At 62.9% G+C, this 12,138-nt stretch carries 12 protein-coding genes; 8 read left to right on the forward strand and 4 right to left on the reverse strand.

Features of this window, described 5'->3' with window-relative positions; genetic code table 11:
* The first annotated feature begins 15 nt into the window (after positions 1–15).
* The 4 genes from NVV79_RS02635 (at position 16) to upp (ending at position 5,759) form a co-directional block, all read left to right on the forward strand.
* Positions 16–2,406 (forward strand): aldehyde dehydrogenase family protein, encoded by a 2,391-nt coding sequence (locus NVV79_RS02635; RefSeq protein ID WP_303985979.1) that lies wholly within the window; start codon positions 16–18, stop codon positions 2,404–2,406.
* A gap of 145 nt (positions 2,407–2,551) precedes the next feature.
* Complete coding sequence (gene deoA, locus NVV79_RS02640) at positions 2,552–3,874, forward strand: thymidine phosphorylase (RefSeq protein WP_303985981.1); 1,323 nt, start codon at positions 2,552–2,554, stop codon at positions 3,872–3,874.
* 5 nt (positions 3,875–3,879) lie between these two features.
* Positions 3,880–5,097 carry a phosphopentomutase gene (locus NVV79_RS02645; protein WP_303985983.1) on the forward strand — a complete coding sequence of 406 codons (1,218 nt, stop codon included), beginning with the start codon at positions 3,880–3,882 and terminating at the stop codon, positions 5,095–5,097.
* Positions 5,098–5,117: 20 nt separating this feature from the next.
* Complete coding sequence (gene upp, locus NVV79_RS02650) at positions 5,118–5,759, forward strand: uracil phosphoribosyltransferase (protein ID WP_303985986.1); 642 nt, start codon at positions 5,118–5,120, stop codon at positions 5,757–5,759.
* 139 nt (positions 5,760–5,898) lie between these two features.
* Here the strand turns inward: upp and NVV79_RS02655 are convergent, their stop codons facing one another.
* From NVV79_RS02655 to NVV79_RS02670, 4 genes are all read right to left on the reverse strand, one after another.
* A complete protein-coding gene (locus tag NVV79_RS02655; protein WP_303985988.1) occupies positions 5,899–6,519 on the reverse strand; it encodes an HAD family phosphatase in 621 nt (206 codons plus the stop codon).
* Between the two features lie 70 nt (positions 6,520–6,589).
* Entirely contained in the window at positions 6,590–7,150 is a 561-nt protein-coding gene (locus NVV79_RS02660; protein WP_303985990.1) for a TadE/TadG family type IV pilus assembly protein, read from the reverse strand.
* 20 nt (positions 7,151–7,170) lie between these two features.
* Complete coding sequence (locus NVV79_RS02665) at positions 7,171–7,752, reverse strand: TadE/TadG family type IV pilus assembly protein (RefSeq protein ID WP_303985991.1); 582 nt, start codon at positions 7,750–7,752, stop codon at positions 7,171–7,173.
* A gap of 146 nt (positions 7,753–7,898) precedes the next feature.
* On the reverse strand, positions 7,899–8,354 hold the full coding sequence (locus tag NVV79_RS02670; protein WP_303985993.1) for a pilus assembly protein N-terminal domain-containing protein: 456 nt from the start codon (positions 8,352–8,354) through the stop codon (positions 7,899–7,901).
* Positions 8,355–8,746: 392 nt separating this feature from the next.
* Between NVV79_RS02670 and NVV79_RS02675 the strand changes: the two genes are divergently transcribed.
* From NVV79_RS02675 to NVV79_RS02690, 4 genes are all read left to right on the forward strand, one after another.
* Positions 8,747–8,923: a Flp family type IVb pilin gene (locus NVV79_RS02675; RefSeq protein WP_303985994.1), complete on the forward strand. Its 177-nt coding sequence runs from the start codon at positions 8,747–8,749 to the stop codon at positions 8,921–8,923.
* A 124-nt stretch (positions 8,924–9,047) separates the two neighbouring features.
* Positions 9,048–9,548, forward strand: coding sequence for a prepilin peptidase (locus NVV79_RS02680; RefSeq protein WP_303985996.1), 501 nt, complete (start codon positions 9,048–9,050; stop codon positions 9,546–9,548).
* 226 nt (positions 9,549–9,774) lie between these two features.
* Positions 9,775–10,704 carry a Flp pilus assembly protein CpaB gene (gene cpaB / locus NVV79_RS02685; RefSeq protein WP_303985998.1) on the forward strand — a complete coding sequence of 310 codons (930 nt, stop codon included), beginning with the start codon at positions 9,775–9,777 and terminating at the stop codon, positions 10,702–10,704.
* 13 nt (positions 10,705–10,717) lie between these two features.
* Positions 10,718–12,136 carry a type II and III secretion system protein family protein gene (locus NVV79_RS02690; RefSeq protein WP_303986000.1) on the forward strand — a complete coding sequence of 473 codons (1,419 nt, stop codon included), beginning with the start codon at positions 10,718–10,720 and terminating at the stop codon, positions 12,134–12,136.
* The last annotated feature ends 2 nt before the right edge of the window (positions 12,137–12,138 follow it).

Here is a 12,138-nt window from a genome sequence, read left to right on the forward strand (position 1 = left end):
GCCGAGGAGATTGAAATGAACAAGATCGCGCAAATCTTCCAGTCGCTCGATTACGGCCCGGCCCCCGAAGGCCCCGATCAGGCCAATGCCTGGCTCGACAGCCATGGCCGCAAGTTCGGCCATTTCATCGACGGCAAATGGACCAAGCCCGGCAAGACCTTCGCGTCGGACAATCCCGCCACCAGCCAGAAATTGGCCGACATCACCGACGGCACGGCCGAGGATGTCGACAAGGCCGTCAAGGCCGCCCGCTCTGCCTTCAAGACCTGGTCGGCCCTGTCCGGCTATGAGCGCGGCAAATATCTCTACGCCATCGCCCGCGCCATCCAGAAGCATGCCCGTCTCTTCGCCGTGCTCGAAACCATGGATAATGGCAAGCCGATCCGCGAAAGCCGTGACGTCGATATCCCGCTGGTCGCCCGCCATTTCTACCACCATGCCGGCTGGGCCCAGCACCTGAGCCGTGAATTCCCCGACCATGTGCCCTATGGCGTCTGCGGCCAGATCATCCCGTGGAATTTCCCGCTGCTGATGCTGGCCTGGAAGATCGCCCCGGCCCTCGCCGCCGGCAACACGGTCGTGCTCAAACCCGCCGAATTCACCTCGCTCACCGCCCTGCTTTTCGCCGAGATCTGCGAGCGCGCTGGTCTGCCCAGGGGCGTGGTCAATATCGTCACCGGCGAGGGCGATACCGGAGCCGCCATCGTCAACCACCCCGATATCGACAAGATCGCCTTCACCGGCTCCACCGAGGTCGGCAAGATCATCCGCCAGGCCACATCAGGCTCCGGCAAGGGTCTCAGCCTCGAGCTGGGCGGCAAGAGCCCCTATATCGTCTTCGAGGATGCCGATATCGACAGCGCCATCGAAGGCCTGGTCGATGCCATCTGGTTCAATCAGGGCCAGGTCTGCTGCGCCGGTTCGCGCCTCCTGGTGCAGGAAAGCATCGAGGAGCGCTTCATCACCAAGCTCAAGAAGCGCATGTCCACCCTCCGCGTCGGCGATCCGCTCGACAAGTCCGTCGATATCGGCGCCCTCGTCGCCCCGGTCCAGGTCGAGCGCATCAAGGACCTGATGCAGCGCGGCACCAAGGAAGGCGCTGTCATCTACGAACCCGATGGCGAACTGCCCGGCGGCACCTGCTTCCTCAAGCCCGTCCTCGTCACCAATGTCTCGCCCGCTAACACACTAGTGGCCGAAGAAATCTTCGGGCCGGTGCTGGTCGCCATGAGCTTCCGTACCCCCGAGGAAGCGGTGGCCCTGGCCAACAACACCAAATACGGCCTCGCCGCCACCATCTGGAGCGAGAACATCAATCTCGCCCTCGACATCGCCCCGAAGATCAAGGCCGGTGTGGTCTGGATCAACGGCACCAACAATTTCGACGCCGCCGTCGGCTTCGGCGGCTACAAGGAATCCGGCTTCGGCCGCGAAGGCGGCCGCGAAGGCATGAGAGCCTATCTCAAACCAAGCTGGGAAAAGGCGCTCAAGGCAGCTCCGGCAGCCAAGAGTAGCCCTCATGGTGAGCCTGTCGAACCACGAGGGCGTGGCACGAACCCCCTCGACACCACCCATCTCGACCAGACCGCCAAGATGTATATCGGCGGCAAGCAGGCCCGCCCCGATAGCGGCTATTCTCGCCCCGTGCTCGACCCGTCGGGCAAGCTGATCGGCGAAGTCGGCGACGGCAACCGCAAGGATATCCGCAACGCCGTCGAAGCCGCCCGCGCTGCGTCAGGCTGGTCGACCACGGCGGCCCATACCCGCGCACAAATCCTCTATTTTCTCGCCGAAAACCTCGACTATCGCCGCGACGAATTCGCCGCCCGCCTCAAGGCCCAGACCGGCCAGGATGGCGCCGAGGAAGTCGCCCTGTCCGTCGAACGCCTCTTCGCCTTCGCCGGCTGGGCCGACAAATATGATGGCGCCGTCCACAATCCGCCCTTGCGCGCTGTGGCCGCCGCCATGGTCGAACCAATAGGCGTCATGGGCATCGTCGCCCCGGCCAGCCGCCCGCTGCTCGGCGCCATCGCTCTGCTGGCCCCGGCCCTCGCCATGGGCAATACGGTCGTTCTGGTCCCCTCGGCCACCTCGCCGCTCAGCGTCACCGACCTCTACCAGGTCCTCGAAACCTCCGACGTCCCCTCCGGCGTCGTCAACATCGTCACCGGCGACAGCGTGACCCTGGCCAGGACCCTCGCCGAGCATGACGGCGTCGACGCCATCTGGTTCGCCGGCTCCGCCGAAGCCTCGGCCATGGTCGAGAAGGCGTCGGCCGGGAACGTCAAACAGACCTGGACCACCAGAGGCCTTACCTACGACCTGGCCGACCGCCGCTTCGAAGGCGATTACTTCCTGGCCAAGGCCACCCAGGTCAAGAACGTCTGGATTCCCTACGGGGCGTAACAAGAATACCCCCACCTAACCTCCCCCTGAAAAGGGGGAGGAATCCGGCCGGTGGTTGGGCAGGATCGCGCCACGGATTCGATCTGTTCCTCCCCCTGACAGGGGGAGGCTAGGAGGGGGTATCCCCAAGAAAGAAAAGCCACCCATGGTCTTCCTCCCCCAAGAAGTCATCCTCAAAAAGCGCAATGGCGACGCCCTCGCGCCCGATGATATCGCCCAGTTCATCCATGGCTTCACCACCGGCACGGTTTCCCACGCCCAGGCCGCCGCCTTCGCCATGGCGGTCTATTTCCAGGACATGACCATGCCCGAGCGCGTGGCGCTCACCCTGGCCATGCGTGACAGCGGCACCGTGCTCGACTGGTCCGACCTCGATGGCCCCGTGGCCGACAAGCATTCCACCGGCGGCGTGGGCGACAATGTCTCCCTCATGCTCGCGCCGATCCTGGCCGCCATTGGCATCTATGTGCCGATGATATCAGGCCGCGGCCTCGGCCATACCGGCGGCACGCTCGACAAGTTCGACTCCATCCCCGGCTACACCACCAGCCCCGACAACACCCTGTTCCGCAAGGTGGTGAAGGAAGCCGGCTGCGCCATCATCGGCCAAACCGCCGATCTCGCCCCCGCCGACAAGACCCTCTACGCCATCCGCGACGTCACCGGCACGGTCGAGTCCATCGCCCTCATCACCGCCTCGATCCTGTCGAAAAAACTCGCCGCCGGACTCGGCGCGCTGGTGCTCGACGTCAAGACCGGCTCCGGCGCCTTCATGCCCACGCTGGAAAAGTCCCGCGCTCTTGCGCAGAGCCTGGTTGCTGTCGCCAATGGCGCCGGCCTCAAGACCAGCGCTCTCATCACCGACATGAACGAGCCGCTGGCATCAGCCGCCGGCAATGGGCTCGAAGTCCGCAACGCCGTCGATTTCCTCACCGGCGCCCATCAGGATGCCCGCCTGCGCGACGTCACGCTCGCGCTCTGCGCCGAAGCCGCGCGCATGGCTGGCAAGGCCGCCACATCAGATGTGGCGCTCGCCCTAGTCACCCAGGCCCTCGATAGTGGTCGCGCCGCCGAGCATTTCGCCCGCATGGTGACCGCCCTTGGCGGCCCTGCCGATTTCATCGCCAATATGGATCGCCACCTCGCCCCGGCGCCGATCATTCGCGACGTCTTCGCCGAAGGGCAGGGCACCATTGTCGATATCGACACGCGCGGCGTCGGCATGGCCGTTGTCGCCTTGGGCGGCGGCCGCACCATGCCATCAGACAGTATCGACCACCGCGTCGGCTTCGACCGTCTCGCCGGCCTCGGCGCTGCCGCGGATGACAACACGCCCATCGCCCGCATCCACGCGGCCGACGAAGCCTCTGCCGCCGATGCCGAAGCCCGCCTCAAATCCGCCTATCGCCTCGGCGACACCCCGCCGCGCCATCCACTGATCGCCGCTTCTATCCCGCCAACGGAGTAATGCCCATGCCTCGTGCCATTCTCTGCATTCTCGACAGCGTCGGCATTGGCGGCGCGCCAGACGCCAGCAAATATGGCGATATCGGCTCCAACACCTTCGGCCACATCGCCGAATGGGCTGCCGCCGGTGATGCCAACCGCGAAGGCCTGCGCGATGGCCCTCTCAAGGTGCCCAATATGGACGCGCTGGGCATCGGCGCCGCCATCCGCCTCTCCACCGGCAAGCTGCCCCCCGGCCTCTCCGCCAGTGCCAGGGGCGGCCGTTTCGGCGTCGGCCGCGAAGTCAGCAACGGCAAGGACACGCCATCAGGCCATTGGGAAATCGCCGGCGTCCCCGTGCCCTTCGATTGGGGCTATTTCCCGCAGACCGAACCCACTTTCCCGCCCGAGCTGATCGCCGAATTCATCGCCCGCGCCAGGCTCCCCGGTATTCTCGGCGACAAGCACGCCTCCGGCACGACCATCATCGCCGAACTGGGCGAAGAGAGCATCCGGTCAGGCAAGCCCATTTGCTACACCTCGATCGACAGCGTGTTCCAGATCGCCGCCCACGAGACCCATTTCGGCCTCGATCGCCTTTACGAAATCTGCCAGATCGCTTTCGAACTCACCGCCCCGCTGATGATCGGCCGCGTCATCGCCCGGCCTTTCGTCGGTGAGGATGCCACCAGCTTCAAGCGCACCGGCAATCGCCGCGACTTCGCCATTGCCCCGCCGGAGCCGACCTTGCTCGATCGCAATCAGCAGGCCGGAAATCAGGTCTATGCCATCGGCAAGATTTCCGACATCTATGCCGGCCATGGTGTGACCCACAAGATGAAGGGCACCGGCCTGGCCCAGCTCTTCGACAAGACGCTCGACGCCATGGAAATGGCCGATGACAACGCCTTCATCATGACCAATTTCGTCGATTTCGACAGCGAATATGGCCATCGCCGCGATGTGCCCGGCTATGCCGCTGCGCTCGAATATTTCGATTCCCGCCTGCCCGAACTCATCAGCAAGCTGCGCCACGACGACCTTCTGGTCCTTACCGCCGACCATGGCAACGATCCGACCTGGCAGGGCACCGACCACACCCGCGAACAGGTGCCGATCCTGGTCTTTTCCCCAAGCCTGTCGCAAGGCGAGATTGGCATTCGCCCCACCTTCGCCGATATTGGCGAAAGCATTGCCCACTGGCTCGGCCTCGCGCCTGGCCGTCACGGCAAATCCTTCCTTTAGGCGATGGTTGAGGTGATCCAATGAGCAAAAGCACGGGCCATGTGACGGTCCTCGATCATCCCCTGATCCAGCACAAGCTGACCATCATGCGGAACAAGGAAACCTCCATTGCCGGCTTCCGGCGCCTGCTGCGCGAAATCGCCCATCTCATGTGCTACGAAGTGACGCGCGATCTCGAACTGGAGATGATCCCCATCGACACGCCCATGGCGGCCATGGATTCCCCCGCCATCAAGGGTAAGAAGCTGGTCTTCGCCTCCATCCTGCGCGCCGGCAATGGCCTGCTCGATGGCATGCTCGATCTGGTGCCCGCCGCCCGCGTCGCCCATATCGGCCTCTATCGCGACCACGAAACGCTGGAGCCGGTCGAATACTATTTCAAGGCGCCCGCCGATCTGGAAAACCGGCTGATCATCGTGGTCGATCCGATGCTGGCCACCGGCAATTCGGCCACTGCCGCCATTGAAAAGCTCAAGGAGCGCGGCGCCAACAATATCCGCTTCCTCTGCCTGCTCGCCGCCCCCGAAGGCATCAGGAACTTCACCGAAAGCCAGCCCGACGTCCCGGTCTACACCGCCGCTATCGACAGCCATCTCAACGAGAAGGGCTATATCGTCCCGGGTCTGGGCGATGCCGGCGACAGGATGTACGGGACCAAGTAAACCCTTCGCCACGTCCTCGTGGTTCTGTTGTCGCTGCGCTCCCGCCTCACCATGAGGGCTACTGGTACACCGAGCCAAGAGTAGCCCTCATGGTGAGGTGCGCTTCTTCAGCGCCTCGAACCACGAGGGCGTGCCACCCTCACTTCCCCTTCAGCGGCAGCCCCAGCGCAATCAGCTCTTTCCGCAGCATCACCGGGTCCTTGAAGTGGATTCCATGCATGCCGTATTTCCGCGCTGCCACGATATTGGACTCGCTGTCGTCGATGAACACGCAATTGTCCGGCGCCAGGCTGTAGCGCTCGCAGAACACGCGATAGAGCCGGGGATCGGGCTTAACCAGCCCTTCGAGTCCCGACACGATCACCCCGTCGAACTTTTCCAGGAACGGCCATTCGCCCAGGCAGCTCACCCACTTCTCCCAGGAGAAATTGGTGATGGCGAAAGTGGGAATGTCCTGCTCGATCAGCTCCTCGTGGATGTCGATCGTGCCCTGGATGAAGTCGCCCAGCGTTTCCTTCCAGCGCAGGTCGAAGGCCTGGATTTCCCGCCAGTATTTGGGGAAGCGCGTGATCAGCTTGGCCACGCCCTCGGCATAGATTTCGCCGGCATCGAATTCGAGATTCCAGTCACCGGTGCAGATGTTCTGGTGGAACCACAGCGCGTCCTCTTCGCTCTCGAAGAGTTTGCGGAACAGGTACATCGGGTTCCAGTCGACGAACACGCCGCCAAGGTCGAACACGGGAACAAGCGTATCACTCATGAATATACCGCCGGACAGGAGAGAGGATGCCCGGCTTGTGGCACGCACCCGCAGGCGGCGCAAGCGGCGGCTAGTTCACCGTGATATTGCCGCCGAAGCGCGGCATGAGGAAGTTTTCGCGATAGAGGTTGATCGGCTGGTTGAAGATGAAACCGAACAGCGGCGTATGCGAATAGCTGCCTTCGGATACGATCACGTAGGTGGGCTTGGAATCGTCGCGGGCGATGGTTGTCATGGGACCCGGCAGTGAAAAGGCGGAGCCGGCCTCATGTGCGCCCGGCCCCATGTTGCCATGCTCATATTGCCAGGACCAGACGACGCTGGCCGTGCCATCGCTGAGAACCCGCACCTGGGTAACTGTCTGCAGCAATTCGCTGGTGGGGTAGGGGGTCATGATCCCCTCCGCCGCCTGGAAATAGTCCAGCAGCGTTGCCATGGGGATCGTGGTGTCGGAACGAGCGACCAGGTCGCCCAACGCGCCCGCGACCGATTGCACCTTCCGGTCCGTGGTGATGGCGATGCTGGCCTCCACCGAGCCGACATAGACCAGCAGCATGATCGGCAGGATCAGCGCGAACTCGACCGCCGCCGTGGCCTCCTCGACCACCGCCAGCCGCCGCAGATGGGCCAACAGCCTTTGCCACGCCGCCCTCATGTGAACGGCTCGTTGCGAAACACGGAGGCAGAGCCCATCAGGTGCTTGCCGCCGCTCAGATTGGTCAGGCCCAGCCCGTCGATCGCCAGGATCAGCGGCCATTGGTAATAGACCTGCACCGCCACGATGCTGGACCCGCTGCCGGGCGCATAGACTTCCGGGCGTGTCCAGTCGTTGCAGCTTGCCGCGCCGGTGTCGCATGCCATGTTGACCGGTGGACTGATGGTCGCCGCGTTGAAGCTGTCGATCACCTGCACTTCGACATGCAGGCCCGAACAATCCTTGAACAGGCCATAGAGCCGATCGCAAACGCTCTGCTTGAACTGCTCCGGCGTAAGGCCGGCCTGCTGCGTCTGGCCGGTACGGATCATCCGGCTGACATCCTGCACGGCGCTGTCGAGAATCTGTCCCGACAGGAACACCATGGATGTCTCGATGATCGCCCCCAGGATCGAAAAGAAAGGTACGGCGAGCAGCCCGAACTCCACGACCGTCACGCCGTTCTCGTCGCGCATGAAGTCGCGCTGTCGCCGTGGCAGCAGGCGCCTTCCAATCCGCGATGCAAGGCGTCCCGTCATGTTCCGAGCCCGGTTGCGCAATGTGGCAAACCTAGCTCTGCATGGATAACCGAAGGTTAGGAGGAGCCCGTAGCCGGTCCGTAACTCTGGTCACGGTTAACAGAGCGTTTCCGGCAGAATTGGTTACGGTTTTGTGGTTCGCAAACTCAGTTGGCGAGCTGCTGGACCAGTTGCGACGAGGCGATGGCCTGCGAGGAAAAGCTCGTGTCGTCGCCCATCATCACCACCGACTGGCAGACTGGTGCACAGGCAAGACTCGTGCGCGCCTGCCCCTGATAGACCGTCACCACGCCCGCCTGCATCTGCACCACCTCGATCAGCGTGTCGGCGATAGGGTTGCCGGCATTGTCGAGCACGATCAGGTTGGTCTGGCCAAAACTCTTGCCGGTCAGGATCAGCGTCTGCGGGTCCTGGATGGTCACGTCGGCTATGCCAGGATTGCCGATAATGACCGTGGCGGCCGCGGCATTGATGCGCAGGATGCGCGCCATGTTGACATTGACGTTGATCGGCGCCCCGTCGGTTGCCATGGCCGGTGCCGGGGCCAGGCTTGCTGCAAGCGACAGGCTGAGTGCGAAGGCGGCGGCGAACATGGGGCGCATGGTGCGGTTCCGGCATACAGGTACTCGATGTCAGCATTTTCGGCGCCAATGGTTTATTTTTGGCAAACGCGGTTCAACAGTGCCCGTGACAGTCGATATAAGTTGGTTTGCCCCGCTCTTCAGTAAAAGCCGCAACAATGCGGATTTCGTGCCAATGGCCATAATACCTGGGGGTATTTGCGTAATATACGTGGCCGTAAACGCCTTCCGTAAAATGCGACAGATTACGTTAACACTCTGATTAATATGAGAAATCCAAGGCCGAATGACAGAAGGATGCATACGTCGATTAACGCAATTTCAAGGACTCCGGCCTAGCGTCCGTCCCTGTTCGATGTGTGACGTGTCGAACGATGACGTCTCTAGATGACGTAGAAAAATGGAGCCTGGGAATGAACATCTTCGCACGTTTCGCCAAGGACGAGTCCGGCGCGACCGCAATTGAATACGGCCTCATCGCCGCCCTGATTTCTGTCGGCATTATTCTTGCCGTCACCACCCTCGGTAACAATCTGAGGGACGTGTTTACGACCGTCGGTAACGCGCTGGAAGTTGACACCACGCCTTAAGACCGACTGATCTTCCAGATCAGGGGGAGGAGCGCTTGCGCTCCTCCCTTTTCATTTGGGCTTTCTTAACGGCAGGTTGGCACTCTGGCGGTGCAGGTCTCGCGCCGGTGAAGGAAATAGAACCATGAATATCGTTGCGATGCTGCTGTTTCCCGCCGCCATGGCGTTCGCGGCTTCGTCCGACCTGCTGACCATGCGCATTTCCAACAAGCTGGTGCTGTTTCTGGTCGCCAGCTTCTGCGTGCTGGCCCTCGCCATCAATTTGCCCTTGCAGCAATTCGCCATGCATGTCGTCTGCGCGCTCGCTGTCCTCGCCGTCGGCTTCACGCTCTTTGCCCTGCGCTGGATCGGCGGCGGCGATGCCAAGCTGGCGGCCGCCACCACTCTGTGGCTCGGCTTCGGGCTGACCCTGCCATACCTGATCTATGCCGGCCTGCTCGGCGGCGTGCTGACCCTGCTGATCCTGGCTCTGCGCCGCCTGCCGCTGAGCCCGCTTCTGGCCCGCTACCATTGGCTCGAACGCCTGCATGACAACAAGTCCGGCGTTCCCTATGGCATCGCCCTGGCCCTGGCCGGCATGCTCACCTACACCAATTCGGCCATCTTCGAGCGTCTCGCCACCTAGGCAATGGCCTTGGGGGTGGGCTTCTAAGCACCAAGTAATATGCTTGTCCTGCACCAGTAACGGCGCCGCCTTTGCTGTTTGCGTGAGCTATTTCTGCAAAACGTCAAAATTTACATATTGTTAACCGCACTCGAAAAGCTCCGGTTAACCAAACTTTGACCCTTTGCGTTCAAAGTTCCGCCGGTGGAACTGGGCCGATTGCGCCCGCGTACAACCGGAGTGGGTCATGAAGCCGGCGCGTATCATCTTGTTGGTTGTGGCGCTTGTCGCTGGCGGCCTGGCCGCATTCCTCGTCACCCGCGGCGGTGGTGCTCCCGCGCCCCAGCAGGTCGTGCAGACCGAACTCGTCCAGGAGGCCAGGACGCAGATCCTCGTCGCCAAGGCGCCCATCGGCGTCGGCGAACGTCTGGGTCCGGCGACCCTGGAATGGCAGGACTGGCCCGAAGGCGCCGTTCGTTCCGAATATGTGACCATCTCGGCCATGCCCAATGCCCCGGTCGATCTCAAGGATGCCGTGGCGCGCTTCGAATTCTTCCCCGGCGAGCCGATCCGCGAAGCCAAGCTGGTTCGGGCCGATCAGGGCTATCTCTCGGCCGTCCTCTCCGAAGGCATGCGTGGCGTATCGGTCGGTGTCTCGGCCGCGTCCAGCGCCGGCGGCTTCGTCGTGCCCAACGACCACGTCGACGTGGTGCTGACGCGCCAGACCGCGGCCGGCCAGCAGTCCGAAGTCATCCTCTCCAATGTGCGCGTGCTGGCCATCGGCACTCGCCTGGGCGAAATGGGCACCAGCGGCGGCCAGGAAGATCCCAACGCGCCGGCTCCCACGCCCGTCACCTTCGCCAATTCCACCATTGCCACGCTTGAGCTCGATCCGGCCCAGGCCGAGACGCTGATCAACGCCTCCACACGGGGCCAACTGACGCTGACCCTGCGTTCGGTTGTCGATTTCAACAAGACCACGGTGGCTGAAACGCCCAATTCCAACCAGACCGTGCGCCTCATCCGCTTCGGCAAGGAACAGTCGATCCTGGCGGGTGCCAATCCCACTCTGGTCGGCCAGCAGACGGTCGAAATGTCGCCCGACCTCTATCCCCAAACGTCCGACGATGCGGCCCAGCCCTATGTGTCCATCGAACCCGAGGTGGTGTCCGAATAGGGCGGAGATGATCATGATCAACCAGTTCACCACGCTTCGTCGCCGCACTGCCGGTTTTATCGCCCTGTCGGCGCTGGCTCTCGGCCTGGCTCTGCCGGCCATACCCGCCGCTGCGGCTGAGGAAACCCACGTCACCATCTCCGCGGCCGCCTATGGCGCCACCCGCAAGTTCGAGGTCGAGATCAACAAGACCGCCCTGGTCGATCTGCCGGCCGGTGCGGCCGAAGTGATCGTCTCCCAGCCTGGCGTGGCCGCCGCCATCATGCGCACCCGCACCCGCGCCCTCATCCAGGGCATTACCGGCGGCGACACCAATATCTTCTTCCTTGACGATCAGGGCCGCACCATCGCCGTGCTCGACGTGAAGGTGATCGAAGAACCCTCCCAGGTCGGCAACGCCCTGCAGATAGCGCTGGCCCGCGTCATTCCCGGCTCCAACATTCGCGTGGAATCGGTGACTTTGGGCGGCGACGTCAACCGCATCGTGCTGACCGGCAACGTGCTGTCCGGTGAAGATCGCGATCGCGCCACCGCCGTTGCCACCCAATTCGCCGGCGGCCCGGAAAATGTCGCCAATATTCTCGATGTCGCTGGCGCCCAGCAGGTCATGCTGCAGGTCACGGTGTCCGAGGTGAAGCGCGATGTGGCTAAGCAGCTCGGTATCAATCTGGGTGCCGTGTTCAATGTCGGCACCACCAACCTGCTGCAATTCGCCAATGGCCTGCTGACCGATGCCTTCCCGCTTACCGGCATCGATGCGAGCTTCAGCGGCAATGGCAATACCGTTAGCGCGGCCATTCGGGCTCTTGAGGGGCGTGGCGCGCTGCGCGTCCTGGCCCAGCCGACGCTCACCGCCATTTCCGGCGAGCCCGCCAAGTTCCTGGCCGGTGGCGAAATGCCCTACTATACCTATGAGGACGACGACAACGGCAACCGCACACGCACCGTTCTGTTCAAGCCTTATGGCGTTCAGTTGAGCTTTACTCCGGTGGTCAAGTCGAATGGCTCCATCGCGCTCAAGGTCGAAACCTCGGTTTCCGAGCCCCAGGCGGACTTCTCGATCACCAAGCGAGAGGCCAATACCTCGGTGGAACTGCCCAGCGGCATGACCCTGGCCATCGGCGGCTTGCTGGAGGAGAAGTCCACCCAGCAGATCGAGCAGTTCCCCTGGCTGGGCGACATCCCGATCCTGGGTGCCCTGTTCCGCTCGCGCGATTTCCGCACCGAGCAGACCGAACTGGTCATTCTCGTCACCCCCTATCTGGTCGGGCCCAGCCCCGCCAATTCCATCCCCCTCCCGACCGATCGCACGGCGGTCGCCAGCGACGCCGAGGCCATTTTCCTTGGCAAGCTGGAGACCATGTACGGGGTCGGCAATAGCGGTGAGATGCGCGGTGGTTTCAGCGGTTCGGTCGGCTTCGTTCTCGATTGAGA

This window comes from Devosia ginsengisoli (genome assembly GCF_024707105.1).
GTDB classification, from domain to species: domain Bacteria; phylum Pseudomonadota; class Alphaproteobacteria; order Rhizobiales; family Devosiaceae; genus Devosia; species Devosia ginsengisoli_A.

Excerpts from the sequence above, each read along its gene's own strand:
- NVV79_RS02670 (WP_303985993.1), bottom strand. The coding sequence starts at position 8,354 with ATGCGCCCCATGTTCGCCGCCGCCTTCGCACTCAGCCTGTCGCTTGCA.
- upp (WP_303985986.1), top strand. The coding sequence starts at position 5,118 with ATGAGCAAAAGCACGGGCCATGTGACGGTCCTCGATCATCCCCTGATC.
- NVV79_RS02680 (WP_303985996.1), top strand. The coding sequence starts at position 9,048 with ATGAATATCGTTGCGATGCTGCTGTTTCCCGCCGCCATGGCGTTCGCG.
- deoA (WP_303985981.1), top strand. The coding sequence starts at position 2,552 with ATGGTCTTCCTCCCCCAAGAAGTCATCCTCAAAAAGCGCAATGGCGAC.
- NVV79_RS02690 (WP_303986000.1), top strand. The coding sequence starts at position 10,718 with ATGATCAACCAGTTCACCACGCTTCGTCGCCGCACTGCCGGTTTTATC.
- NVV79_RS02675 (WP_303985994.1), top strand. The coding sequence starts at position 8,747 with ATGAACATCTTCGCACGTTTCGCCAAGGACGAGTCCGGCGCGACCGCA.
- cpaB (WP_303985998.1), top strand. The coding sequence starts at position 9,775 with ATGAAGCCGGCGCGTATCATCTTGTTGGTTGTGGCGCTTGTCGCTGGC.
- NVV79_RS02665 (WP_303985991.1), bottom strand. The coding sequence starts at position 7,752 with ATGACGGGACGCCTTGCATCGCGGATTGGAAGGCGCCTGCTGCCACGG.
- NVV79_RS02635 (WP_303985979.1), top strand. The coding sequence starts at position 16 with ATGAACAAGATCGCGCAAATCTTCCAGTCGCTCGATTACGGCCCGGCC.
- NVV79_RS02645 (WP_303985983.1), top strand. The coding sequence starts at position 3,880 with ATGCCTCGTGCCATTCTCTGCATTCTCGACAGCGTCGGCATTGGCGGC.
- NVV79_RS02655 (WP_303985988.1), bottom strand. The coding sequence starts at position 6,519 with ATGAGTGATACGCTTGTTCCCGTGTTCGACCTTGGCGGCGTGTTCGTC.